The 26137-nt window shown below is 57.8% G+C and carries 22 protein-coding genes and 1 tRNA gene; 12 read left to right on the top strand and 11 right to left on the bottom strand.

What is annotated here, in order from left to right; translation table 11 throughout:
• Positions 1–25: 25 nt before the first annotated feature.
• Entirely contained in the window at positions 26–2638 is a 2613-nt protein-coding gene (locus CKROP_RS02315) for a UvrD-helicase domain-containing protein (protein WP_012731135.1), read from the bottom strand.
• 138 nt (positions 2639–2776) lie between these two features.
• Here CKROP_RS02315 and CKROP_RS02310 point away from each other — a divergent pair, with 138 nt between their 5' ends.
• From CKROP_RS02310 to CKROP_RS02290, 5 genes are all read left to right on the top strand, one after another.
• Positions 2777–3088 carry a chorismate mutase gene (locus tag CKROP_RS02310; protein WP_012731134.1) on the top strand — a complete coding sequence of 104 codons (312 nt, stop codon included), beginning with the start codon at positions 2777–2779 and terminating at the stop codon, positions 3086–3088.
• A gap of 148 nt (positions 3089–3236) precedes the next feature.
• Complete coding sequence (gene pgi / locus CKROP_RS02305) at positions 3237–4907, top strand: glucose-6-phosphate isomerase (protein ID WP_012731133.1); 1671 nt, start codon at positions 3237–3239, stop codon at positions 4905–4907.
• 144 nt (positions 4908–5051) lie between these two features.
• Complete coding sequence (locus tag CKROP_RS02300; protein WP_012731132.1) at positions 5052–6161, top strand: FecCD family ABC transporter permease; 1110 nt, start codon at positions 5052–5054, stop codon at positions 6159–6161.
• On the top strand, positions 6158–7249 hold the full coding sequence (locus CKROP_RS02295; RefSeq protein ID WP_012731131.1) for a FecCD family ABC transporter permease: 1092 nt from the start codon (positions 6158–6160) through the stop codon (positions 7247–7249). Before CKROP_RS02300 ends, CKROP_RS02295 begins: the two co-directional genes overlap by 4 nt.
• Entirely contained in the window at positions 7246–8151 is a 906-nt protein-coding gene (locus CKROP_RS02290; protein WP_012731130.1) for an ABC transporter ATP-binding protein, read from the top strand. Before CKROP_RS02295 ends, CKROP_RS02290 begins: the two co-directional genes overlap by 4 nt.
• A 63-nt stretch (positions 8152–8214) precedes the next feature.
• Here the strand turns inward: CKROP_RS02290 and CKROP_RS02285 are convergent, their stop codons facing one another.
• Together CKROP_RS02285 and CKROP_RS02280 are read right to left on the bottom strand one after the other, a co-directional pair.
• Positions 8215–9348, bottom strand: a complete 1134-nt coding sequence (locus CKROP_RS02285) for an ABC transporter substrate-binding protein (RefSeq protein WP_012731129.1) — start codon at positions 9346–9348, stop codon at positions 8215–8217.
• Between the two features lie 14 nt (positions 9349–9362).
• The gene (locus CKROP_RS02280) at positions 9363–10976 is read right to left on the bottom strand and encodes a PepSY-associated TM helix domain-containing protein (protein WP_052292331.1); all 1614 of its coding nucleotides are present in this window, start codon (positions 10974–10976) and stop codon (positions 9363–9365) included.
• A 287-nt stretch (positions 10977–11263) separates the two neighbouring features.
• On the opposite strand from CKROP_RS02280, the gene CKROP_RS02275 reads away from it, so the two are divergent.
• The 4 genes from CKROP_RS02275 (at position 11264) to CKROP_RS02260 (ending at position 13955) form a co-directional block, all read left to right on the top strand.
• Positions 11264–12022 carry a 3'(2'),5'-bisphosphate nucleotidase CysQ gene (locus tag CKROP_RS02275; protein WP_041628751.1) on the top strand — a complete coding sequence of 253 codons (759 nt, stop codon included), beginning with the start codon at positions 11264–11266 and terminating at the stop codon, positions 12020–12022.
• 90 nt (positions 12023–12112) lie between these two features.
• Positions 12113–12931, top strand: coding sequence for a thymidylate synthase (locus tag CKROP_RS02270; protein ID WP_041629128.1), 819 nt, complete (start codon positions 12113–12115; stop codon positions 12929–12931).
• A 29-nt stretch (positions 12932–12960) separates the two neighbouring features.
• A complete protein-coding gene (locus CKROP_RS02265) occupies positions 12961–13626 on the top strand; it encodes a dihydrofolate reductase (protein ID WP_012731125.1) in 666 nt (221 codons plus the stop codon).
• A gap of 41 nt (positions 13627–13667) precedes the next feature.
• Positions 13668–13955 carry a mycoredoxin gene (locus CKROP_RS02260; protein ID WP_012731124.1) on the top strand — a complete coding sequence of 96 codons (288 nt, stop codon included), beginning with the start codon at positions 13668–13670 and terminating at the stop codon, positions 13953–13955.
• A gap of 28 nt (positions 13956–13983) precedes the next feature.
• Here the strand turns inward: CKROP_RS02260 and cobF are convergent, their stop codons facing one another.
• Entirely contained in the window at positions 13984–14808 is an 825-nt protein-coding gene (gene cobF, locus CKROP_RS02255; RefSeq protein ID WP_012731123.1) for a precorrin-6A synthase (deacetylating), read from the bottom strand.
• A gap of 64 nt (positions 14809–14872) precedes the next feature.
• Complete coding sequence (locus tag CKROP_RS02250) at positions 14873–15193, bottom strand: cg0963 family protein (RefSeq protein ID WP_148209622.1); 321 nt, start codon at positions 15191–15193, stop codon at positions 14873–14875.
• A 238-nt stretch (positions 15194–15431) separates the two neighbouring features.
• Here CKROP_RS02250 and CKROP_RS02245 point away from each other — a divergent pair, with 238 nt between their 5' ends.
• Entirely contained in the window at positions 15432–15998 is a 567-nt protein-coding gene (locus CKROP_RS02245; protein WP_012731121.1) for an SRPBCC family protein, read from the top strand.
• A 67-nt stretch (positions 15999–16065) separates the two neighbouring features.
• Positions 16066–16812, top strand: coding sequence for a hypothetical protein (locus CKROP_RS10545; protein ID WP_012731120.1), 747 nt, complete (start codon positions 16066–16068; stop codon positions 16810–16812).
• A 5-nt stretch (positions 16813–16817) separates the two neighbouring features.
• On the opposite strand, the gene CKROP_RS02235 is transcribed toward CKROP_RS10545, so the two are convergent.
• From CKROP_RS02235 to CKROP_RS02210, 6 genes are all read right to left on the bottom strand, one after another.
• Positions 16818–18101: a heparan-alpha-glucosaminide N-acetyltransferase domain-containing protein gene (locus CKROP_RS02235; protein ID WP_012731119.1), complete on the bottom strand. Its 1284-nt coding sequence runs from the start codon at positions 18099–18101 to the stop codon at positions 16818–16820.
• A gap of 188 nt (positions 18102–18289) precedes the next feature.
• Positions 18290–18362: transfer RNA gene (locus CKROP_RS02230), tRNA-Arg, on the bottom strand.
• A gap of 123 nt (positions 18363–18485) precedes the next feature.
• Positions 18486–19709 (bottom strand): cation:proton antiporter, encoded by a 1224-nt coding sequence (locus CKROP_RS02225; RefSeq protein WP_420838949.1) that lies wholly within the window; start codon positions 19707–19709, stop codon positions 18486–18488.
• A 180-nt stretch (positions 19710–19889) separates the two neighbouring features.
• Positions 19890–22463: an HAD-IC family P-type ATPase gene (locus CKROP_RS02220; protein ID WP_012731117.1), complete on the bottom strand. Its 2574-nt coding sequence runs from the start codon at positions 22461–22463 to the stop codon at positions 19890–19892.
• A gap of 123 nt (positions 22464–22586) precedes the next feature.
• Positions 22587–23447 carry an enoyl-CoA hydratase gene (locus tag CKROP_RS02215; protein WP_012731116.1) on the bottom strand — a complete coding sequence of 287 codons (861 nt, stop codon included), beginning with the start codon at positions 23445–23447 and terminating at the stop codon, positions 22587–22589.
• 90 nt (positions 23448–23537) lie between these two features.
• The gene (locus tag CKROP_RS02210) at positions 23538–24422 is read right to left on the bottom strand and encodes an aldo/keto reductase (RefSeq protein ID WP_052292449.1); all 885 of its coding nucleotides are present in this window, start codon (positions 24420–24422) and stop codon (positions 23538–23540) included.
• 158 nt (positions 24423–24580) lie between these two features.
• Here CKROP_RS02210 and CKROP_RS02205 point away from each other — a divergent pair, with 158 nt between their 5' ends.
• Positions 24581–26131 (top strand): carboxyl transferase domain-containing protein, encoded by a 1551-nt coding sequence (locus CKROP_RS02205; RefSeq protein WP_012731114.1) that lies wholly within the window; start codon positions 24581–24583, stop codon positions 26129–26131.
• The last annotated feature ends 6 nt before the right edge of the window (positions 26132–26137 follow it).

The following is a 26137-nucleotide window of genomic DNA, read 5'->3' as shown; positions in this document are numbered from 1 at the left end:
CTGTAAGAGTGCCCGCTAACCGCTCTTACAGCTTTTCCATGGGAACGTTGCCGATCAGCATGAGGCGGACGGTGCCTTCCTTCCCAAAATCGATCACCACGCTGGTGTGCTTGCCAAGGCCTGAGACTGATTCCACAGTTCCCAACCCATATTTATCGTGATTGACTTGGTCGCCGACCTCGAGATGAAGCGCCGACGCAGGCGTACCCGAACGGCGATCCGAGGACGAACCGACTCCACGACCAGCACCTCGTCGGCCACCGGAACCATGAGCCGACGACCCAGCGCCACCATATTGAGAGCCACGATACCGAGCGTTCCCCCGTCGATACCCGGAAGTCGACTTGTCTGGCCATCCCAGTGACCAGTCGCCGCTATCCCAGCTTTGCTGAGGTTCTTCGCGTTCCCAATGAATGAGATCCTCCGGAATCTCCGCAATAAACCTAGATGCAGGATTATTCACCGGTTGCCCCCAGGATCCCCTGGTCACAGCCCGAGAAATATACAACCGACGCTGCGCACGCGTAATACCCACATAGGCCAATCGCCGTTCCTCTGACAGCTCCGACGGATCACCCAGCGCCCTCATGTGCGGGAACTGCCCGTCCTCCCAACCAGTGAGGAACACGACCGGGAATTCAAGCCCCTTTGCCGTGTGGAGCGTCATGAGAGTGATCACGCCGTTTTCTTCATCAGGAATCTGATCCGCATCGGACACTAAGGAAACACGCTCCAAGAACGCCTGCAAACTCCCCGGCTGAGGTTCACCTTCTTCAAGAAATGCTTCGTCACCTGCAGTATCTATTCCTCCGCCGCTATCGGTGCCGCTGCTATCGACGCCATCACTGCCGACGCTGGAACCATCCTCCGCGCCAGCACCCGGGGCACTCTCCGATGCGGTAGCGCTAGGCATACGTTCATAAGCCAACTGATGTGCAGCTTCAGAGGCGAACTCACGCGCCACAGAGACAAGCTCACGGAGGTTATCCAGGCGGGCCCCATCCTGCGGATCGTTCGATCCCTCCAGGCTTTCCAGATAACCGCTTCGTTCAATCACGTCGTTAACAATCGCGCCCAAATCGGGAATGCCCAAGTCATCCCCGTCATGGGATACCAGCTGGTTATCGGCGGTATCTTCGCGCAATCCGTCCATCATCTCGACAAAACGCCCCACCGCTTTATTACCGCGCGAGCCTAACGCTGGAATGTCCCCATCGGCAGCGGCCCGCAATGCGGCACCCATACTGACGCCGTGATCTGCCGCGTACAGAGAGAGCAAAGACAGAGCACGGTTACCGATTCCTCGCCGCGGAGTGTTTATTATCCGTCGCAAGCTGACCGAATCATCCGGATTATCCAGAACTTTCAGATAAGCAATGATGTCTCGGATTTCTTTGCGCTCATAAAATCGCGTTCCACCGACCACCTTGTACGGAAGACCATTGCGAATAAAGATATCTTCCAACGCCCGGGACGCATTATTGGTTCGGTAGAAAACCGCGATATCGCCATAATTAATGGTGGAGTTGTCAACTAATTGATCAATTTCACGCGCCACAAATCGGGCTTCATCATGCTCATTGTCGGCCACATATCCAACAATTCGTTCACCCTCCCCCAACGCCGTCCACAGATTCTTCTCACGACGTCCAGAGTTTTGGGAAATCACAGCGTTAGCAGCAGAAAGAATCGTTTGGGTGGAACGGTAATTCTGCTCTAACAAAATTGTTTCTGCGTGGGGATAATCGCGCTCGAACTCTTCAATGTTGCGAATCGTAGCCCCACGGAAAGCATAAATTGACTGGTCAGCATCACCTACGACACATAACTCGCTCGGCGGAATAGAGTCCCCCTCAGAGCCCTCGTCCCCCACTAACGTCGAGACCAACACATACTGAGCATGGTTCGTATCCTGGTACTCGTCCACCAACACATGACGGAACCGTCGTCGGTAATAAAGGGCCACTTCCGGATACTCACGGAAAATACGAACAACTTCGCCGATTAGATCATCAAAATCAACAGCATTCGATGCACGCAGACGCTTCTGATACTCAGCGAAGATCTGCGCCACGGTTTCATTAAAAGGATTCTTATCTTCTTCGGCGTCGGCAAGCGCTTCGTCGGGAGTGCGTAATTCATTCTTAAGATTTGAAATCGCCGACGCTACCGTCCGCGACGCAAAACGCTTCAGGTCCAAATTCATATCGCGCGCGATCATCGTGAGCAGACGCCGCGAATCATCACTGTCATAAATAGTGAAGTTAGTGTTCAAACCCGGAATAAGATTGGCTTGCGCACGAAGAATACGGACGCACATGGAGTGGAACGTAGAGACCCACATACGTTCCGCAATCGGCCCAATAAGGTCAGCAACGCGTTCCTTCATTTCCGTCGCCGCTTTATTAGTAAAGGTGATAGCGACGATATTCCACGGCGCTACCCCACGAACACCAATGAGGTAAGCAATCCGGCGGGTCAGAACCGCGGTCTTCCCCGAACCAGCCCCCGCGACAACAAGCAACGGAGAACCCTCGTGCTCGACCGCCTGCCGCTGCTGCGGATTAAGTCCTTCCAATAGCTGCTGTGGAGTCAATGGCCCACCATCCGGCAAGCGAGTGGAAAGGCTATCGTTCATAGTGCGTATCTCTTCCTAATAAAATCTGTCTAGCTCAAGGCGAGTTTCAAGGCGAATTGTGGTCCCGCGAAGTACGGAACAATCAATGTCACGCGCTCGCACTCCAACCTACAACCCAGGTGTGACACAATAAGACCCATGACTGAGCCTCGCGATTCTCTGTCTACGTCCAGCGAGGTCACTAGCGGAACTAGTGATCCGTTATCGAACGAACGTATCCAGGAACTAAGAAAAGAAATAAATCAGCTGGATAACACGATTATTTCTGCTATCAAACGCCGCACGGAGATCTCGCATCTCATCGGGCAATCGCGAATGGGGTCGGGCGGAACTCGCCTCGTACACACACGAGAAGTCGCGATCATCAACGAGTTCCGGGAGGAATTGGGGACAGAAGGTCCCGCCATCGCGTCAGCACTCCTCCGCATGGGGCGGGGACGGCTGGGCTAACCCCCCACACGTCCTCTCAAAGGCCACCCATCAATGCCGCTGCATGTCAACCGCTTGCCCGTGGAATTGCCGATTCGCGACTAGCATGGCTCAGGGGGCGCACACGACCTCAATGCGCCACAGTTATCGTCGATAAGAAGGATTTTTAATGAATTCACCATTGCCAGATATCACCGCGACCGACGAATGGTCCGCGCTGAAGGACAACGCGAAATCAATCGAGTCAACGACGTTGCGCGACTTGTTCGCCAACGACCAGGATCGAGCGAAGAATCTCAGCTTTTCCGTGGCTGACCTGCACGTTGACTTGTCCAAAAACCTTATTAACGACGACACTCTCACGGCATTGATCGCCCTCGCGAAGAAGGCGGACCTTGAGGACCATCGGGAGGCGATGTTCAGCGGCCGGCATATCAACTCGACAGAAGACCGAGCAGTGCTGCACACGGCGCTACGTCTTCCCGCCGAAGAGTCCTTGCACGTCGACGAGCAGAACGTCGCCGCCGACGTCCACGACGTCCTGGCACGGATGCGCGATTTTGCGCATGCCTTGCGTTCCGGCGAATGGCTGGGCGTCACCGGCCACACGATTAAAACTGTGGTGAATATCGGCATCGGCGGATCCGACCTCGGTCCTGCTATGACAACGCAGGCTCTCCGCAGCTTCGCCACCGCGGGAATCTCGGGACGCTTCGTCTCCAACGTCGACCCAGCGGACTTCACCTCAAAGGTCGCTGACCTTGATCCCGCGGAGACGCTCTTCGTCGTCGCGTCGAAAACCTTTACGACGCAGGAGACGCTGGCCAATGCGCATGCGGCGCGTCGATGGTTCCTCGATAGCCTCCACCTGGAGGACGGGACCGATGAAGCAAATGATGCCATCGCCAAGCACTTCGTCGCGGTCTCGACGAACGCTGAAAAGGTCTCCGAATTCGGCATCGACACCAACAACATGTTCGGATTCTGGGACTGGGTTGGTGGCCGCTACTCGGTGGACTCTGCCATCGGGCTCTCGCTCATGGCCGTGGTCGGACCGCAGAACTTCATGAGCTTCTTAGAGGGCTTCCACGCCGTCGACGAGCACTTCCGGAACACCCCGTTGGAGAAGAACGTTCCCGTTCTGATGGGTCTCCTCGGTGTCTGGTACGACGATTTCTTGGGTGCACAATCCCACGCGGTGCTGCCCTACTCCCAGGACCTGGCACGTTTCCCTGCGTATCTCCAGCAGCTGACGATGGAATCGAACGGCAAGTCCGTTCGTATCGACGGCACCCCGGTCACCGCACCGACGGGCGAAATCTACTGGGGCGAGCCCGGAACGAATGGCCAGCACGCCTTCTTCCAGTTGCTCCACCAGGGCACCCAGCTGGTACCAGCTGACTTCATCGGGTTTGCTACCCCCAACGATGACCTCCCCACGGCGGACGGCACGGGCAGCATGCATGATCTGCTCATGTCGAACTTCTTCGCACAAACGAAGGTTCTGGCTTTCGGTAAAACTGCCGACGAAATTACCGCGGAAGGCGTGGATCCCAGCATCGTTCCTCACAAGGTCATGCCGGGCAACCGACCCACGACGACGATCTTGGCGCCGGCTCTCACGCCGTCGGTGCTTGGACAGCTGATCGCTTTGTACGAGCACATTGTCTTCACCGAGGGCACAATCTGGTCTATTAACTCCTTCGACCAGTGGGGCGTCGAGTTGGGTAAGAAGCAGGCCGGCGAGCTTCTGCCCGCCGTCACCGGAGAGAAAGGCGTCGATACCGGGGATGCCAGCACAGACTCTCTGATCTCGTGGTACCGGGAAAATCGAAAGTAGATTCCGCCATGTTATAAGCTAGGGCTAAGCTATGTGGGCACTCAGGTTAGGCTATGGCCTGATACTGTGCATACAGATATCGCGGCATAGACATAGTGCCACTGACCATTGATGTTCACACTTGACTGATTTGCGCTCTCACTTATGACTGTTACTCATTCACCGGCGGCTTCGCCGACACCGACGTCCGCCGATGGCTCACCCCAGCCACCTGGTAGCAGCAAGGCCGGCCGACGCCTCTATGTGCGTCGGATTACCGGCCTGGTTGTTTTACTCGTGCTGCTTGCAGTGTGTTTATGCGCTGCGATGGCACTGGGGTCACGGAGTATTCCGTTGCCCAAGGTATGGGATGTTCTCAGCCATTTCTCGTCATCATCCGATTCTTCAAATAGCGATACCGATACGCGGGTGATCATTGACCTCCGCATTCCCCGCGCCCTGCTCGGTGTGATTGTTGGGATGGCACTTGGTTGTGCGGGGGCGTTGATTCAGGGTCATACACGCAATCCGCTTGCGGATCCCGGCATTTTGGGGGTTTCAGCCGGAGCGGCCTTCGCGGTGGTCTCGAGTTTCGCATTCTTCGGAGTGACGGGGAATGTTGCGACGACGCTCTGGGCATTCGGTGGAGCAATCTCTGCCACCGCCTTGGTGTTCGGCTTGGCCTCTGTGGGGAAAGCGACAGCGAGCCCCTTGAACTTGGTGCTCGGCGGTGCCGCGCTAGCCGCTGTGTTGTCATCATTAACCAGCGGACTGGTTCTCACCAACAACGACAACCTGAACCGCATGCGTTTTTGGACTGTGGGCGCGATCGCCGGCCGCGATATGAACGTCGTCATGGTGTCAGCTCCGGTGATCATCGTGGCACTTATTGCAGCCTTCGCTACCGGGCCTACGCTTAACCTTCTTAACTTGGGTGACGACGCTGCGACGTCATTGGGAGTTCATGTCGGGCGGTCCAGGATCGTCGGCGTCATCCTTATCGCCTTGCTCGCGGGAGCGGCGACGGCTGCGGCAGGGCCCATCGGCTTCGTCGGACTGGTTGTGCCCCACGTTGTCCGTTCCATCACAGGCCCGGATTATCGCTGGATATTGCCCTATTCGGCGTTGACGGGCGCTGTGCTTGTACTGGTGGCCGATATTGTGGGCCGCCTCATCGCGCGCCCGGGCGAAGTGGAGGTTGGCATCGTCCTCGCATTCGTGGGCGCACCGTTCTTCATTTACCTCATCAGCCGTAACAAGGTGGTGGAAGTATGACGACACCGCAGCAGAGTAAGGTTCGTTTACCGCACCACCGTAGGGCCTTTCGGTGGGGTCCCGTCTCGGGTGTGCTGTCCCCTCGCCCATTGTTGGTGTGTCTAGCCCTTGCCATAGCCGGGATTTTCCTCTTCGCTGTGGCGATTGGTATCGGCGATTTCCCCATCGCCCCCATGGACGTCTTGTCCGTCGTTTTTACGGGCGGCGGCTCGCGTATTGAACAATTGGTTGTGTTCGAGTGGCGCATGCCCCGCGCATTATCCGCCGTAATTGTTGGTGCGGCGCTGGCACTCTCTGGTGCGCTCACGCAGTCGGTGACCCGCAATGCCCTGGCCAGCCCTGACATTTTGGGCGTGACATCCGGTGCTTCTGCAGCTGCCGTGACGGTCATTGTGCTGGGTTCGGGTAGCGGCTTCGCCGGGTGGCTTGCCGGAGCAGGTATCCCGGCCGCTGCATTAATGGGTGCCCTGGGCACGACTGTTCTCATGTGGCTCATCGGATTCCGTGGCCGTCAGATGGATATTTATCGGTTGGTTCTGTTGGGCATTGTGGTCACTGCGCTGCTCAATTCGTATATCCACTTCCTCATGATTCGTGCCGAAACAAGCGACGCAGCTGCTGCCAAATTCTGGTTAACGGGCTCGCTTTCTTCGGTCACATGGAACCGTTTGCGGCCTGTCATGATTGTTCTGGGAATCTGCATCATCATCTGCGTCTGGATTTCTTTTGAACTTCGCGCATCGCAATTAGGCCCCGACCTGGCATCTTCCTTGGGCCAGCCCCGACGGCTGGTTGATGCCGCGATCCTCGTTGTGTCGGTGGTGTTGGCTGCCTTTGCAGTCCCGGCCGGTGGTCCGATCGGTTTCATCGCTTTCGTTGCGCCCCAAGTGGCGATGCGTTTAGCCGGCACTTCTGCCCCACCGTTGTTTACTTCAGTACTCACGGGCTCGGTGCTTTTGCTCCTGGCCGATATTGCTACCCAGACGATTCTCCCCACGGAGCTTCCCGTCGGTTTGCTCACCTCAGCGATCGGTGGCGTATTCCTTATCTACCTCCTTGTCCGCACGTCACGAAAGGCCACGGTATGAGCCACACCATGAACTCGTCATCCAGTGCGTCAGGCTCCACACCCGCGCAGCCTGCAGGAAACTCGACACCGCGACACGAGGCTGTTCTACACGACGCTGCCCCGGCAGGTTCACTGACATTGTCTGGTCTGAGGGTCTCGTACGGGGATCGCAACGTTATTCCGAACCTGGATGCGTCCATTCCGGGCGGAGCTGTCACCACCATTATCGGGCCCAATGGTTGTGGTAAATCCACTCTGTTGAGGGCTGCAGCTCAGCTGATTTCGTCCTCGGGGTCAATCATGCTTGACGACGTCGATGTCCGGTCGCTGCGTCGAAAAGAGTTAGCACAGCGGATTGGTGTGCTACCCCAGTCGCCCATCGCTCCCCCCGGCGTCGTGGTGAGCGACCTGGTCGCCCGAGGACGACACCCCCACCAGTCGTGGTTCCGGCAATGGTCGTCGGACGATGAAGAGGAAGTAGCGCGGGCGCTTGAACTCACCCACGTTGCCGATTTAGCGGACCGACCAGTGTCGTCGCTGTCAGGTGGGCAGCGTCAGCGAGTGTGGATTTCGATGGTCTTGGCCCAGGACACCGAGGTGTTGTTCCTGGACGAGCCGACGACCTACCTTGACCTCTCCCACTCTATTGAAGTGCTGAATCTGGTCACCGAGCTGAAGCATCGCTTGGGCCGGACCGTGGTGATGGTTCTGCACGATTTGAACTTGGCCGCGCGCTATTCCGACAACGTGATCGTGATGGCCGATGGGCAGGTGACAGCGGCTGGTAAGCCATCCGAGGTTCTTACCGAGGAGCTGTTGGAATCGTCATTTGGGCTGGACGCCAGAGTCATTGAGGATCCCGAATGCACTGAAGCACCTTTGGTGGTGCCCCGGAAGCCCGAGGTGCTGAACTCTGCATAGAAATAAACCGCCGTAGTTTTTACTCCACGGCGGTTTTAAGTGGCGGTTTTTATGTCCCGAACTTTATTTCACGGTCTTCTTGAGCTCATCCAAAATGTAATTGGCCGCCACCACCGATGCATTGAGGAACCACGGATCCGGGTCCACCCCGACAGCGTGGCCATTCTTCACAACGTCCAAGTTCCCCCACAAAGCATCTTTCGTGAGCTTTTCCCCTTTGGCATTAAAACCGTAGAACAGATAATCCGCGTCAAGCTGGTCAAGGTTTTCCGACGAAATCGGGTGCGACACCTTATCCTCGAAACGCTGAGATGTCGGCCGGTTACATCCCCCATCTTTCAAAACCTGCCCGGCCAACGATAGAGGCCCCAGCATCAGATAGTCGGTCCCTTTGTTCCTAATCAGCGACACGGTGGGCGACGTTCCGCGGTCCTTCTTCCATTCAGCAACGGCATCCTCGTGGTCGTCAATCAGCCGCTGCGCATCATCGCGCTTCCCCACGGCATCCGCAATGGTCCGGAAATCGTCCTTCCAGTTCTCGGCCCCACCCTTGCCCGTCACCACGGGAGCAATCGATTTCAGCTGGTCAAGGACATCCTTGCTCGTCCTGTCATTCGCCAAAATGAGGGTGGGGTGAAGCGCGGCTATTTTCTCCATGTCAGGCTGCGTCCGCTGCCCAACGATGGTGATGGAGTCAAGGTCGTACTTGTCGCCGAACTTGTCCTTGATGTATTGCGGGATACTATCGGACGACGACGCCTGAGCGTTGGCTACTCCCATCCCCACCGGGGTTATGCCTAACGCCAGCAGCCCGTCGATCTGCACAGTGTTCAGGGCAATAATTTTCGACGTATCGTGCGTGCCGGCACTTTTATCCGACGATTTCTTGGACGACTCTGCCTCGGCGTTTTCACCGTCGCCGCTGGACGATGAACATGCCGCCAACCCTAAGGCCACGCCGGCTCCCATTCCGGCGACGAGGAATGAACGCCGCGAGAGCCTCCGCTCGTGGGCTCGGGGCGTTAGCGATGACGAGTGATGGGCCCGTCGTAACGAATAATGGTGTGAGAAGGGCTCCTCTCGTGAGGCGTGCTGCTGACCTGCGTTAGCCGACGATTCCCGCTGGTCCTGCGGCATTTTGTCGCCGTGGCGGTCGTCGGGGGAGCTACTGGATACCTCTCGAGGATTCTCAACCATGAATTTAGGTTAGCCTAGGCGTTGGCCTCAGCGAAAGAGGTATCTTTCGACGAGCTGTCGTGATCTCGTCGGCCTTTCCACCGCATCACGAAGCCGATCACGATATCCAGGGCAAGGAAAGCGAGAGCACTGATGGCGAAGAGCGGAGCTAACAGGCCGTACCCGATGAGCAGAATCGCCGCTACCGCGAACCCGATGATCGATGACCTCCTCCATGCACCTCGGCGGGGTGCCCGTCCGAAGTTCGACCGGAAACCGTTCCGGTTCCGCGTTGGGCGTCGCTGCCACCACATCATGTAGCCGCGGACGACGATGATGCAGATCATGATGGCTAGGGCTCCCAGCGCGACCTGGCTCACAATGCCAAAGAGGATGCCCATGTGGAGCTGGATTCCCCACTCGGCCAGTTTCGCCGCGAAAGGCCAGTCTTTAAACCACACGGTGTCGACAACACGCCCTGTTTCCCCGTCGACAGAGACGGAATCGTGGCTGAAGTACCATGGGACTCGCAGGTCAGTGACGGTCCAGGCTTCGCCCGGCGCGGCAGGGGCCGTCGCCTCAAAGCTGGCTTTAATCCCGGCTTGTTTGGCTGACGACATAACCGTGTCGACGTGGTTTTGTGCTTCGAGAACCGAATCGTGGGGTGTCAGCGCGGGTGAGTCAGAGCTCATGCCACCGTGGCCGCTGTGGTCGCCGTGTCCCCCGTGGTGGCTGTGGTCCATGGACGCATCGGGGGAACCGACGCTCTGCGAGACGGTGGTGTCGGGGGTGGGTTTGGCCCAGTTGAGCTGGACTCGCCAGTCTGCGATTTGTGCGCCTGCGTACTTTGACCAGGTCAAACCCGTGGCAGTGAGGAACAGCATTCCCAAGCACGCCCATGTTCCGATGATCGCGTGCCGACGCATACTCTTCGGGCGCCCGCTTAGCGATTTCAACGCTGAGTGGGATTCTGATCCCGTGGCGCGCTTTTTCTTGTTCTTGTCATAGACTTTTCGCCACCACATGACGAGCCCAGAGACAGTCAGCACGCCCAACCATGCGGCGGCGGTTTCGGCGTAGATACGCCCTGGCTCCCCGAGGAAAAGGTTGCGGTGCGCGCGGTCAGTCCATTCGCGGAATCGGAGGGAGGAGGAACTGCCGAACTGGACGGTGTCGCCAACGACTTCCCCGGTATAGGGATTGACCATGACCACTCGGCGGTAGCTCTTCGAGGGCAGGGAGGGGTCATTGAAGAGAACGCGGGTGGTGGCACGGTCGTCGTTGCGGATCTGCACCCCGCTGAAGGTGAGGTCCGGGTGCCGCTCCGCTGCGGTGCGTATTTGATCTTTGACGTCTACCCGCTGATGGCTATGGACATCCGAGGCCGGGACGTACATTTTGTCGTGGTCGACGATGGACTCAATGCTTGGTGCAGCTGCGTAGAGCAAGCCGGTTACGGCTGCAATGAGGATGAAGGGGCCCACAAAAACGCCGGCGTAGAAGTGGATCCGGTGGATCATGGCCCGCACGCTGCCGCCGCGATGCGGGAAGCGTGGTCCGCGACGACGGCTACGCTGGCCGTCGTTCACGTCGTCGTGGTTTTCACTCTGTTGTTCGGGATGAAAATCGCTTTGTGTTGTCAGGGTCACGTATTAATTAGTCGAGCGTTATGGTCTGATAGTTCCTTGCGAAGGCGAATCGAGTTCCCATCACAGTCGCTACTACCCCCGTCGGCCCCTGTAATCTGTTCTTTTTTCATCATTAACGGGGGTAATTACCAAGACGACATGTGACGACGAGATGCCCTTCCGACACGACGTGCCCACGTCGTCAATCCAGCGTGATCCATCAAGCGAGCCCCGGGGCACGCTTAGACCGAGACCGATCCCGCCCCCGTGGTGGAGACAAACGACTGACAACGGCTAAAGTCGTCTACGTGAGTGCTTACGTTGACGATGCCACCCTTGCCCTGCGCCTTGCGACGGGAACTAGTGAGATCCTGAAGGGCGTCCGTTCCGTCGGTTTGCTTGAAGGACCTGGCCTCGGCGCGGCGGGTGATGACTTAGCCCAGACGTGGATTGAGCGCGTACTCTCCCGTCACCGCCCCGATGATGGTTTTTTGTCAGAGGAAGCCGCAGATAGCTTAGAGCGGCTGAAGAAAAACCGCGTGTGGATCGTCGACCCTCTCGACGGCACCAAGGAGTTTGCCGGCGGACGCCAGGACTGGGCAATCCATGTTGCACTCGTAGAAAATGGCATTCCGACGCATGCTGCTGTCGGACTTCCCGACGCTGGCCAGGTCTTCCATACTGGTTCAGCCAAGGCTGTGATGGGCCCGCGGGCTAACAAGATCGTTGTGTCGCACAACCGTCAGCCTGAGGTCGCGCAGGTCATTGCCGACAAGCTCGACAGTGAAGTTGTTCGCATGGGCTCTGCTGGTGCGAAAGCCATGCACGTGCTGCTCGGCGACTATGACGCCTATGTCCATGCTGGTGGCCAGTACGAGTGGGACTCTGCAGCCCCGATCGGTGTGTGCACGGACGCTGGCCTGCACTGCTCTCGTCTCGATGGTTCGCCGCTGCGGTACAACAACGAGGATGTCTATCTTCCCGATGTTGTTATTTGCCGCCCGGAGTTGAAGGACACCATTTTGGAGGCTGCCGCCGAGTTCAAGAAAGAGCACGGCCACTACTAAGCCCCGCGTCGGCAATGAGTCTCAGCCCCAGTGACCAGGGGTTCGTGGGCACCCGACCACTGAAATTAAAAAAGCGCTACCATGACTGGCATGTCCGCGAGCGAGAGTACTGCTATTCCGACGCCATATGAGGATCTTCTCCGTGAGATTCTGAAAGACGGCAACCACCGGGATGACCGCACAGGCACGGGAACAACGAGCCTCTTCGGGAAACAGATGCGGTTCGATCTCTCCGAGTACTTCCCTCTTCTCACCACCAAGAAGGTGTTCATGCGTGGGCTTTCGGAGGAGCTGTTTTGGTTCCTCCGGGGTGAATCCAATATCCACTCATTACTCGAAAAGAATGTTCACATCTGGGACGAGTGGGCCGATGAGGACGGAAATCTCGGGCCGATTTATGGGGTGCAGTGGCGGTCATGGCCGACGCCGGACGGCGGCACCATCGACCAGATTTCGCAAGCCCTGGACATGATTAAGAACAACCCGACGTCCCGCCGGATTATCGTATCCGCCTGGAATGTTGCGGACGTTCCATCCATGGCGCTGCCGCCGTGCCATCTTCTTTTCCAGTTCTATGTCGCCGACGGGAAACTCTCCTGCCAGCTATATCAACGCAGCGCCGACATGTTCTTGGGCGTTCCATTCAACATCGCGTCGTATGCGCTCTTGACCCATATGATGGCCCAACAGGCAGGCCTTGACGTCGGAGAGTTCATTTGGACCGGCGGCGATTGCCACATTTATGACAACCACCGCGACCAGATTGACCTTCAATTATCTCGGGATCCGCGCCCCTATCCGACGCTCTCGTTAACCAAGGCTGCGGATTTATTCTCGTACACCTGGGACGATGTCGATATCCTGAACTATAACCCGCACCCAGCCATCAAAGCACCGGTAGCGGTGTAGCCAATTCCACTCCACAGGCGGTGAGCTCAATGTCTACTTCATCTTCCACAGGCGTTCACTCGCCCACTAGTGGCGACGCTTCCCCGTCCCCACGTCGAACAGTGGAACCCGAACAGCCACTCATCGGGGTTATCTGGGCCTCCGATAGGGACGGGGTCATTGGCGACGGCACACGAATGCCGTGGCACGTCCCCGAAGACATGGCACACTTCAAACAGCTGACATGGGGAGTGCCCGTCATCATGGGCAGCGCAACGTGGTCAAGTATTCCCTCGCGTTTCACGCCACTGCCTGGGCGTACCAATATCGTTCTCTCCCGACGCTGGAGTGACGAGGACACCCCCGACGGCGTCATCCTTCACCATTCGTTGGACGCAGCGTTCAAGGATATTCCCCACCCGGTGTTCACCCGGCGCGTCGCACCGGAAAATGTGGACGCATGGGTCATTGGCGGGGGCGAAGTTTACCGGGAGGCCCTCACCCGCCCCGAGGTCCGGCTGGCCGTTCTCACGGAAATTGACGCGGCTGTTGGGCACTATTTCGACCGTCCCGTTACTGCCCGATTGTCGTCGGAGTGGGTGCCGTCGTCGCGCAGTGAGTGGAAAACGTCCCGCAATGGAACGATCATCGGTGATGGCAACGATGGCCGCGACACCCAGCCACTTCGCTATCGGTTCTGCTATTTCAGCAAGTAAACCATGCCAATCAATCCACTGTGGCGCTATAGTGGGGCGTTATGAGTGAAGTTATTCAGAAAAATAACCCATCCGGAAATGAGACCGCGGCCACGATCTACTACGCAACGTGGTGCCCGTTCTGCAAGAAGCTCATTGAGAATCTGGATCGCACCGAAACGCCGTATTCTCTTATCGACATTGACCAGTCGGAAGAGGCTGGCCAGTGGGTAGAAAGCGTCAACGACGGCAACCGCGTTGTTCCCACTGTGAAGTATTCCGACGACACCACCGCGACGAACCCGCCGGCCGGCGATGTTCGTCGCAAAGTTGAAGAGCTTTCTTCCTAAATCGTTTTAACGACGCTAAACCCAGCCTCTACGTCATGAGCGTTTCTGGCTGGTCGTCGCCGTCTGGATCGAAGTACCGCAACAGGTACGTATCCATGATCCACCCGTGTTCCGCACGTAATTCCGCTTTAGTGTGCACAACCTCGTCGGCGATATCACCAACCCACCCTTTGCGCAGTACCTGCTTATCCGTACTGACGTAGGCGCCCCACCACATGTAGGTGTGGTCGCGGTCGATGCCGGGGTGGGTCCATGCGGTTTTGCCGTCGAGCATGACCACGGTGTTTGCCACCGCCTTGATCCTGGACGTCGTATCGGGGGTGTCCAAGTCTTTCTGTAGTTGTCGGCCTGTGGTGACCGTGATCGGCTCACCGATCCGGTTAATGAGGATACGGTGGGCCGCGGTGAGCGCCTGAACAGCGGTAATCCCGGGGTACACCTCGGTGCGACACTCCAACCCCAGGTTCTGCATCCGCTCGATGATACGCAAGGTCGAGTCATATAACGACGGATCGCCCCACACTAAAAATGCCGCCGTTTGTCCGTCACTCAGAGAAGACGTAATCGTGTCGGCCAGCAGGCGCGCACGCTCCTGGTGCCAGCGCTGGACCTCCCGGTGATACTCGGGGGTTCCTGCGGGGTGGCGGTCACGCGGCGGATCATCGACAGTGAGTAACGGAAGATCTGGCGCGTGAGCAGCCAATATATGGCGGCGCAGTTCGAGGAGATCTGCCTTCGCATCCCCTTTATCCAAGGCAACAACTGCATCCGAGGACGCCAATGCCGCGGCAGCATCGTGGCTAATATGCCCCGGGCTTCCTGCTCCCATACCAATGACACGGAGTAAACGCATATACCCTGTTTACTCCATGCCCACTCCGCGGCTCTAGCTCTCGGCTCGGCTGACCAGGAAAGGACTAGCTTTTGTGCAGGTCGTCGTCGGGGTTGGTCTCGGGGTCCTCGATCGCGTCGATCTCGTTTTGGTAAATGTTCATCCGGTCTTCGGCGGTGAGCATGCTGTCCACGGTGGCGAAGGAGACGGAGAACTGTTGCCGCAGGTACACTTCGCACACCGCGGCCATTTGCTTGGCGTCGTACTTGTTCAGCACGAGGGAACGTTTCACCGTTCCATCTGGCTGAGAGGTCCCGATAATCAGCTGCGGGCCGTTCTCGCCCTCCTCAATCTTGGCGTACACTTCCCGTCCATTGACGTCAGTGAAGCTCGGTTTCTCTGTCATGGTCGTGTCATCCTCCAGTGTTTGTGGTGCACGCACGGGGTTCAGGCACCTGTCACCGTGCGCGGTGTATTAGTCACGCGGTCTCAGCCAACCGCGTAACCACTTCCTTTCAGGCTATTCCGTTTGTCCCCCCGATGCTCGTGTTATCAACCCGGAACGTGTCCGGCCTCACCCCCATACGGAGGTCGGCTCCCCTCCCCCGCTACTGCCACGCGCAAAAGCACCTACCCTGGCCGGTATGACTTCTCCACATAATTCTGACGACAACACATCCTCCGACGTCGATACGAGCATGTTTAATCCCGACGATTTTCGCCGACGGGTATCTGTCACCATCGACGCCACTCCCGACGAGGTCTACAACGTCGTGTCGGACATCTCGCGGACGGGTGAATGGTCCCCGGTGTGCAAAGCTACGTGGTGGAAAGAGCGTGACGACGGCACAACGCCCGCGGAACCCGAGGTCGGCGCGTGGTTCGTCGGTCATAATGAAACACCGAAGCGCACGTGGGAAACGGAGTCCGTCGTGACTGCTGCCGAACGGCCCAAGGTTTTCTCGTGGGCCGTCAACGGTGGCGTCGTCGAATGGGGTTATGAAATTGAACCCGCCGACGATGGCGGGTCCACGTTGACGGAGACCTGGGAGGTTACTCAAGAAGGCTTCCGGTTCTTCATCAACAAATACGGCGACGATGCGGAGGCGGAGCTCAATGAGCGACGTGACGCCGCGCTGGAAGGTATTCCCGCGACAGTGAAAAAGATCAAATCCATCGTGGAAAAAGAGACGTCACACGACGCGAGCTAGGAGTCTGCGCTGGAGCCGGTAGAATACCTACGCACGATTTCTATAGAGCGCCAAGGACTGATTGCTAATGCCTAATCGCGACAGTGACCCCCGTTACAACAACGCGAACGACGAAACTGAGATTTTCCCCAGCAGCTATTCTGACCGTTATTCGGGTTCAGAGAGCCAGTACTCGGCCGGGAACTCGGACTACCGCGATGACGGGTATTCGACAGGCGGCTACACCCGGGAATATAACTCCGGCGGTTATAGCGCGCCCAGCAATCGGGGATACAACGACAGCAATCGTGGGTATAACGACGCGGGCTATTACTCTGACCAGCAGTATCAGAGCTATCAGCAGGCGCCCGCGCAGTCGCCGGCGCCTCAGCAGTCCCGGCCGCAGAAGAGTGGTCCCTCGATCAGCGACCAGTTCGATATCCCGAAATTTATCGGCTCAGTGGTGGCTGTTGCCATCGTGGCCTCCATTACCGCTTATGTGGTGGCATGGATTCTTGAACTCGTCATGGAGCGCATCGCCACGTACGTGAACTGGACGTATCCGCCCATCGACCGGACGTATTACGCGATCTTCGCCGCCCTCGTGGCCATTTTCGCCGCGTTATTGTGGTGGGTGCTCAATATCGGAACAACGCTGCCGTCGCTGTTTTACAGTTGGATCGTCGGAGTGGTCCTGGTCGCGGCAGTTGTTCTTCCACTCTTATTAACGACGCCGTTCTACAACGGCATTATCGAGTCCGTGATGAACCTCGTCGTGGGGCTGCCGGTGGTGTACCTGATCGCACCCATTGGCAATTCTGCTCGGAAGAATTAGCGGCGCTACTGTCCCGCCGCCCTGTTTCCGAGCCAACGGGGGAATCGCTCCAAGGGGCCGCGCCCAACGAACGCCATCCAGCCATTTGCGAAGATCACCGAACCAATTACGAGTGACCAGTAAAGCGGATTAGAAACCACTGTTCCCGCCGGGCCACCCAGAACAAACACGACAATGACGTGCGCGGTGTAAATGGTCAGCGGCATAGCCCCCGTGACAGCGAGAGGTATAAACCACCGCCGCGCACGTGACACAACGAGCTGGCACAACGCTACGACGATGAGGGCAAACCCGCCGGATCCGACGAATTCTGCAGTGCCCCCACTGTGCGGTGCTGAATCCACAACAGACTTCTTGATGGAGTCTTTCAATTGTTTCGAACTACCGAGCCCTTCCCAATACTGACCCCATCGGCTTTCAATTCCTTCGTCGGACGATGCATCCCCCGATGATTCCGCGGCGGGATTTCCCGGCTGCAGGCCATCAACCTGCTTGGATTTCTGCTTCTGTAACTTGGAAATCACTGTCGACCAATCGGGCTGGGAACTGCCATTCCCATCATCTTGGTTGATCCATCCGTTCTTCGGTTCCTCGTTACTACCCCATAGTGATCCCACACCATAACCGACTGCGCTGGCGCAAATCCCGACGGCGACAAGGCCGGCCAGCACTCGGGTGCTCTGCAAATGAAGCCGGCCCAGCGCCATCCCCAACAGAAGAATGCCCCAGAACACAGGCAGCGGATACACCCCACCTAACACCAGCCCGATTGTTGGGCTGACGTTCCCTTTTGGCAACAGGTACTGAATAACTGCCAACAAAGATGGTCCAACAAGCCCCAGACAGACGGTCACAATGACAAGCGTCCGAGTCTTCGCCCACACAAAGGGCAGAGCAACGAAGTACAGAACACCGTAAAAGGTCAAAATGACTGCAATTCCGGTACCAAGCTGCTCTAACAGAAGGCCGATTAGGAAAATAGCTAGAGCGCGCCCAATAAGCTTCAGCCTTATTCCCCGCACGTCGTTGACCGACGTTGGCCGCTCACCGCGTCCCGTCATCAAGCTTATCGACACGCCAGCTAACAAAGCGAATAACACGGCTGGCCGACCGTGAACGAGAGCTGGGTACGTCGACGGGTCCATAATGCTTACCGACGACGGTCCCGACGCAACATGAGCTGCGATCATCCCGAAAATCGCCAGCACCCGGGCAACATCGATCCCCGGCAGCCGTGGCGATTGAACGCTCCCCCGCAACCGCTCAATGGGGTGAATAGATTTTTTCATGCGGGGAGCCTAACCCACCGCACCCCTCAACTGAAAATAAATTTAATGAAGCTGAATCTTGGTGAGAGTAGGGGCTCCGACAACAACGCACCCGATAACTGCGGTCCTGGGAGAGCGATACACAGCGCTAGACATTTTCACATGCATAAACATGCCGTTTATAGACATAAACGTTAAACGCAAAATTGTGCCCCAGAGAGGAATCGAACCTCCGACACCGGCTTTAGGAGAGCCGTGCTCTATCCACTGAGCTACTAGGGCAAAAAGCACTTCAGTCACCATTCCCGCTGGCAAGGGCCCACATACACGGATCCTCCACCACCAGTAGTTGGAACTCAAAGCAGAACCAGGATAGCCGACAAGCACCGCGACCAGAAAACCGCGTTATAGCTTCCTCTTGTCCTTTGGCTGAAGCGCGGCAGCAATCAGCGGGAAGAGCAGAACCGTCACCGCACCACCAGCGACTAGAAGGGAAGCCGCCGATTCCTCTAACAGGTGCGCATTCGTCGCCACTTCGGTGACCGCAACGATGATCGGCAGACCCGTCGAGGCATAGCAGGCGAGCTGGAATTTCTGGTTCGTCGTCGTCAGCTTCGAGCCGGTCTTGGTGAACATTTCGCGCAGGAACACCGGCACCCCACGGGCAACCAGAATGACGCCGACCACAGCAAACAGTTGCCCAATGTTGGCACCCACGGTCTGCACGTCGATATTGATACCTGAACACACGAAAAAGACGGGAATGAAGAAGCCGTAGCCCATCACGTCCAAGCGCTCCTCGATGAGACCGTGGGCACGCTCTGGGACGAGGCCTCGCAGAACAATACCAGCGGCGAACGCTCCCAAGACGACGTCGAGGTCGAATACCGCGGCGACTGTCATCAGGATCGCCAACATCAGGACCACCATGCGGACGATCGATTGGTTCGTCGCCGAGGCCCCGTCGATAATCGCGCGACCCACCCAGGGGACGAGAGTAGCGACGGTTCGCGGAACCACCGCCACCATGGCTGCGATGGCGAAGAACGCGAGCAGGATCAGGAATGTCACGCCCATTGACCTCGCGGAGAGCAACAGAGCGATGGCCATGATGGGCATCAACTCGCCGACAGCGCCATGAAGCATGACAGATTTACCGACGTTGGTTCGCAATAGATCCGACTGCTTCAAGATGGGCAGCAACGTACCTAGCGCGGTAGATGTCACAGCGATAGCCAGTGTGACCGCAGTCAGCGCCCCGTTTCCCTTCAGGAAAACCAGGGCACCGATGAATGCCAACGCTAGGCACATGAGCCAGGTCAACGCGGCATTACCGCCCTCTTTGCTGCGCAGCGAGTCCGTGTCCAACTCGTAGCCTGCCAGCAGGAACAACATTCCCAAGCCCAACTGACGCAAGATCGAAATACCGGAATCGATCTCCGCGACGCCCCACACGCTGGGGCCGATAATGACGCCCAAAACAATGAGGAACACGACAGCCGGGATACGTTTGCCTGTCATGAAGGACAAGATGGGAGCCAACAGTGCCACCGCCAGAATTGCGGTGAGTGAAATCATGGTGTCGGTATTTGCCTGGCCCGACGCCAGCACCATCTGAGAGACCGCCATTGTGTCGGCTACTGGGACTGAAGTCATGGATGACAACCCTACTGATTGGTCGATCGGGAATCGAATGAGCCTGACCACAATGTACAGCTAAATAACCCAGACCGCCTGCGGAGACAGCGACGACGGGCACGGGCACAGGCCACAGACACGGGCCACAGCCCTGGGCCGATCTGCGCGGAATCAGTACTTAAACACGCCTTCAGCCTCTGAGTGATCCCACAGCTGCGCATCGCCGCGCTTCGTGTGGCTGATCCACCACGCGATTTCGATGGCAACACATCCAACCGCGCCGACAATGAGCGCTTGCGTCATCAGCCCAAGGTTCGTCGGGTCCAGCAACAAAATGTGAGCAATCCACGGGACCGAGAAAATGACGACGTAGGCCAGGGCCGATACCACCAGCAGGACGATCTTCCACAGCTTGTACGGGCGAGCAACGACAATGAGCACCCACAGCGCCATCGTGATCATCACCGTCAGCGTCGCTGTCGATGCTTGTGATCGATCGAAGTTGTCGCCTCGCGTGACCCACAGCCAGAACCCGACTGTCACTGCACCAATAAGAACTCCCGACGGAACCGCCAGCCGCAGGACGCGGCCTACGAAACCGGACTTTGCCCGTTCGTGGTTCGGGGCGAGCGACAAAATGAACGCCGGGATCCCGATGGTGAACCAGCCGGTCATGGTCACGTGGATGGGTTGGAAGGGGTAGCTCATTCCGAAGATACCGACGATCAGCGCCAGCAGCACCGAGTACACGGTCTTCGTCAAGAAAAGGTTAGCTACGCGCTCGATGTTGCCAATCACCCTGCGGCCTTCGGCAACAACATGTGGCAGCGTCGCAAAGGAATTGTTCAGCAACACCAGCTGAGCCACCGACCGCGTCGCCGGGGAACCTGCGCCCATCGCCACACCGATATTGGCGTCCTTCAGGGCCAACACGTCGTTCACGCCGTCACCCGTCATCGCGACGGTGTGGTTATTGCGCTGCAGCGCGCCCACCATCGCGCGCTTTTGTTCGGGTGTCACGCGCCCAAACACCGTAGATTCTTCCACGACCTCGTCGAATTTATCCTGGTCGGACTGGTAATCAGGGAGTTCGCGGGCATCGATGGTCTTCGAACTATCAATCCCCACCGACGACGCCACAGCCCCCACGGACTCTGCGTTGTCCCCGGAAATGACCTTGACGTGCATTTTCTCGCGGTCAAAATACTCGATCGTCTCCGGCGCATCGTCGCGCACTTTCTGCTCGAGAACGATCAGTCCCCGCGGGGTGAGGTCATCATCGCCGGGCTCTTTAGGCGTCGCGGTAATGTCGTCGAGCTTCTTCGATGTCTGGGCCAACAGTAGAACACGCAAGCCCCGTCGGCCCACCTCATCGGCTGCTTCGGCCGCATCCGACCCAGGTAGCGCAATAACGTCCGGGGCACCCATCACCCACGTGGTCTCGCCAAAGCTGGCTCCCGACCATTTTCGTGCCGACGAAAACGCCTTGGTGTCCGTGGGGTCCATGACCTCGACGTCTGCGTCCGACTCGAGATCGTGGATTCCTTCGGCGATGGCCTCCGAGGTGTCGTTCTTGTCGTCGTCGGCCGCGATTAACGACGCCAACGCGGCGAGGACGTCGTGGTCGACGCGGACCCAGCCCTCGTCCGATTCCGACAATGGTTCGTCAACCGACGAATCGCTGTCGGAGTCCGATTTCCGCTCCGAGTCCACCTCTACGACGTCGTTGAGCACCATTCTGTTTTCCGTCAGCGTGCCGGTCTTATCGGTACAGACGACGTCGACGCGGGCCAAGCCCTCAATCGCTGGCAGCTCATTGACCAGCGCTTTAAACTTCCCTAGGCGCACAACTCCGACGGCGAAGGCGATCGATGTCATCAAGACCAGGCCTTCGGGGACCATCGGGACGAGGGCTGCGACCATGGCCAAAATAGCGTCGCGGAGTGAATCCCCTGACCGGAACAGCTGAGTCCAAATGGTCAAAATGCCGGTCGGAATCAACAGCCACGTAATGATGCGAAGGATCTTGTTGATGCCCGTCATCAACTCGGAGTCGGTGAGCTCGAACTTATTCGCCGCCGCCGTCAATTTCCCGGCGTACGAATCCGCCCCGACCTTCGTCGCCTGGTAAAGCCCGTGGCCGGACTGCACAAACGATCCGGATAGGACCTCATCCTCCGGCGATTTTTCCACGGGGTCGGATTCCCCGGTGAGCATCGATTCGTCGATATCGACGTGCTCAGACTCAACGACGACGCCGTCAACAACGACCTGGACCCCCGACTTCAAAATGATGAGGTCATCGAGCACAACCTCGTCGCGGGAAATCTCCTGGTCCTCCCCGTCTCTTCGGACGGTGGGTCGCGCTTCGCCCACGATGGTGAGCTTGTCTAGCGTCCGCTTGGCGCGAAGCTCCTGGATAATCCCGATGCCCGAGTTTGCGATGATCAACAGCCCGAACATCGCGTTAATGAGCGATCCCGTTGCCAGCACGATGACAAGGAGGACGCCCAGCATCGCGTTGATGCGGGTAAAAACATTCGCCTTGATAATCGACCAGGTTGAGCGGCCGGACCGTTCAGGCAGCGTATTGCCTTTACCGTCACGACGACGTTCCTCGACCTCCTGCGAAGTCAGCCCCACCGACGGATCCGTGTGGAAAGTACGGTCATCATCAGCGGCAGAAGAATCGGACGACGCCACAGGATCGTGAGACGACGAAGCGTCGGACTGTTGTTGAGCCATGTGCTCATTGTAGAGAACGCCTTATTAACACGACTCGGCTATCGACGTTCGACTCCCGACGCTCACTCCCGGGGCCGGGTTGGCGATGCTCGAGTCCCGACGCTCGGCTGCCTATGCCGGAACCTATTTGCCCTTAAACACCGAGGAACGTTTTTCGGACCGCGCAGCCCTTGCCTCGGCAGCATCGTCGGAATCCCAACACTCTGTGCGCAAGCGCTCATGAACAGCGGTGAGCACCTCGTCGTCATGACCAGTCCCCTCGGAGGAACCACCCTGGGCCACCCCCGTCGGAACTACCTGATTAAAGACGGCTTTGAGATACCTCAAGGTCAGCGGAGCATTCGTGGCTTGATCGACGGCGACCTGCCAGGCGTCGTCGTGGTTTCCTCGTGACGACGCCAACCCTGCTGATATCGCAGCGTCGGGCTCGAGTCGCTCAGCCGTGTAGAGGAAGGACCGCGCCCGGGCACCGCCGAGTAATTCGACGGCGCGATGGATCGTCCACGGATCGACGGCGATGCCTAGGCGAACGACAGGAACGCTGAACCAGCCGCTCTCCCCCACGACGCGGAGGTCGCACGCCATCGCCAGCTGGGTGCCCGCACCGACCGCCGGGCCGTGGACGTCGGCAATAACGGGGAGAGGCGAATGAGTAATAGAGGTCAGCATTGCATCGAGATTGTGATGGAAAGCTGATGTGTACACGCCGCCGGCGAGGTCTGCTCCGGCGCAAAAAGCCTTCCCCTCCCCGCGGAGAAGGATGGCGCGAACTGAGTCCGTATTTTCCGCCTCGTGAACATATGTCGCGATCTGGCTGCAGACGTCGGCGTTCAGCGAGTTTCTCTTGTGATCGCGACGGATCGTAATGACTGCCACCCGTGGCTGTGGCTCGCCATCGGTTGGAGTGTCGTTATCCACGGGCAGGATGTCTAAAGTGACCTCGCCGTCGGGTGATGCAGATGTGACATTGTTCTCATTCGTCATAAATACAGGCTATGCGCCGCGCAAGCCCCGCGCGGCGTTTTCGCCAACGTACCCGCACCACGCCCGCGTGTCACACGGGCTGCGTGGGGATCACTCAAAGTTAGCAGTGCTGGGATCAGCACCAATGCGCCCGTCTTCACGGTCCAACGCAGTGATCTGCTCAACCTCATCCGTCGTTAAGGAGAAGTCGAGAATATCGAAGTTGGATTCCACATGTTCTTTGGACTTGGAGCGGGTCAAGACAGAGAGCCCCATATCAAGGTGCCAGCGAAGAACAATTTGCGCTGGTGTCTTTCCATACTTAGCAGCCAAATCTTTAATAACTAGCTCATCAAAGTAATTACCCTGGGCCAACGGCGACCATGATTCCGTCAGAATGGAGTGCTGGTCATCAAAGGAACGCATCGCTGCCTGCGAGAACCCGGGGTGGAGTTCGATCTGGTTAATAGTCGGCGTCTTGTTATTTTCCGCGACAAGTTCATCCATTGCTTCTGGATAAAAATTGCACACAGCCAAGGAGCGAATACGACCTTGGTTCTGTAGCTCAATCATCGCCCTGAAGGATTCCTTATATTGATTCTTTTCAGGGTACGGCCAGTGGATGAAATAGATGTCAACGTAATCAAGCCCCAACTTTTCCATGCTGGTGTTGAATGCTTCAAAAGTGGGTTCATATCCCTGGTCGGAATTCCACAATTTGGTTGAGACCGTGAGTTCCTCACGGGTGACATCACCATTCTCAATAGCATCGCGAATAGCTTTGCCCGTTGATTCCTCATTCTTGTAAATCATTGCGGTATCGATGCGCCGGAATCCAGCCGCAATTGCAGTGCGAACCGAGGAATATGTCTCTTCCTGGGACAATTCCCATGTTCCAAATCCCAAGCGTGGGATCACAGTCCCATCGCTCAGCGTGGCCGTCGGGCCAGCATTGTTCTGGTGTGTCGTCTCTGCTTTCGAAGTGTTGTTAGCCATACGAGCCATTGAACACGCTATGGCTCAGTCCTGCAGAACCCCAGCTCGCAGGGCTAAACACGCACTCCATCGCCCACAACACTATCCCCCACACCCGGCCTGCACATCATTTCACTAAAGCCCCCTCGCGGGGGACATATGAGAGTTACGCTAGAAAAATGGTGTCACATTCCGGTTCATCTACTCCGACTTCTTCTTCCCCGTCCACCCCTCAGCCCGAGCGCCTGTCCGCCCATGACCTCATTCATGACATTCTCGATACCGATTCATGGGATAGCTGGGACACTAAACCTGATTATGGAGATATTTCCGACGATTACGCAGCGTCATTAGCTCGCGCGCGGGAAAAGTCGGGGGTTGATGAGGCCGTGATCACCGGGGCCGGAACGATTGACGGTCACCGTGTTGCCGTGGTGGCCTCGGAGTTCTCTTTTCTCGGTGGGTCCATCGGGGCTGCGACATCACGACGAATTATCGACGCCATCCACCGCGCAACAGCGGAAAGTTTGCCCCTTCTCATTTCGCCCGCGTCCGGTGGTACGCGAATGCAAGAGGGAACGCCGGCCTTTGCGCTGATGATCTCGATCACCGCCGCGATTCACCGGCTTAAAGACCAGCACCTGCCCTACCTGGTGTATCTCCGCCACCCCACGACGGGCGGGGCTATGGCGTCCTGGGGCTCCGCGGGGCACCTCACCTTCGCCCAGCCCGGCGCCACGCTGGGATTCCTGGGCCCCCGCGTCGTCGAACTCACGACGGGCAAGCCTCTCTCACCTGGGGTTCAGACGGGCGAGTATCTCTCCCGCCACGGGGTCATCGATGGGGTCATCGATCCCACGGGCCTTCGTCGGCAATTTACAAAACTTTTCGACGTTCTTATCCGCCCTGATCATGCGACGGAACCGGCCGAGCCGACGTCACCGTCTGGTGAGGTGAGGTCAGCGTGGGACGCCATCACCCGAACCCGCAACCCACAGCGGACCGGCGCCGCGGATCTCGTGAATGCACTCTCTGACCACTGGATTCAGCTCTCGGGAACCGGCGACGGACGAATGTCTGAGGCTGTGATCGTGGGGTTAACCCGGATCAACGACCAATCTCTCGTGTTCGTCGGAATGGACCGGACCGCGCAGGAACCATTGGGCGACTGCCCCTTGAGCACAGAGGCGATGCGCTTCGCCCGGCGCGGAATTACGTTGGCCCATGAGCTGGGGATTCCGCTGGTCAGCGTCATTGATACGCCTGGTGGCGAGTTGTCAGACCGTGCGGAGCGGACTGGGATGGCTGGCTCCATTGCACGCACGCTGGCGGAGATTCTCGATATCGACGTGCCGACAGTGTCGGTCATTATCGGCCAGGGGTGTGGCGGTGCCGCGCTCTCGATGATTCCTGCCGATCAGGTTCTGGCCTGTGAAGATGCGTGGTTGGCGCCTCTCCCCCCGGAGGGGGCCAGCGCGATTATTTACCGGGATGTCGATCATGCGCCGGCGATGATGGAAAACCAGTCTGTTGCGGCGGATAAGCTTCACGAACGCGGAATCGTCGATCGTCTTATTCCCGCATTGAATAGCACCGATGCCGAGGCCGACAGCAAGGTGGTCATTGACTCAATTGCTCGCGCCTTGTGGGAGATTAAGCTCAATTCCACTTTGCGACGTGGGCGTGAGCAGCGTCTGGCACATTACGAGCGGCTCGCCACGATCGTGTAGGGGCCG

The sequence above is a fragment of the Corynebacterium kroppenstedtii DSM 44385 genome (assembly GCF_000023145.1).
GTDB lineage: Bacteria > Actinomycetota > Actinomycetes > Mycobacteriales > Mycobacteriaceae > Corynebacterium > Corynebacterium kroppenstedtii.
Note: the sequence above shows the minus strand (reverse complement) of the source record. Positions and strands in the feature narration are given on the sequence as shown.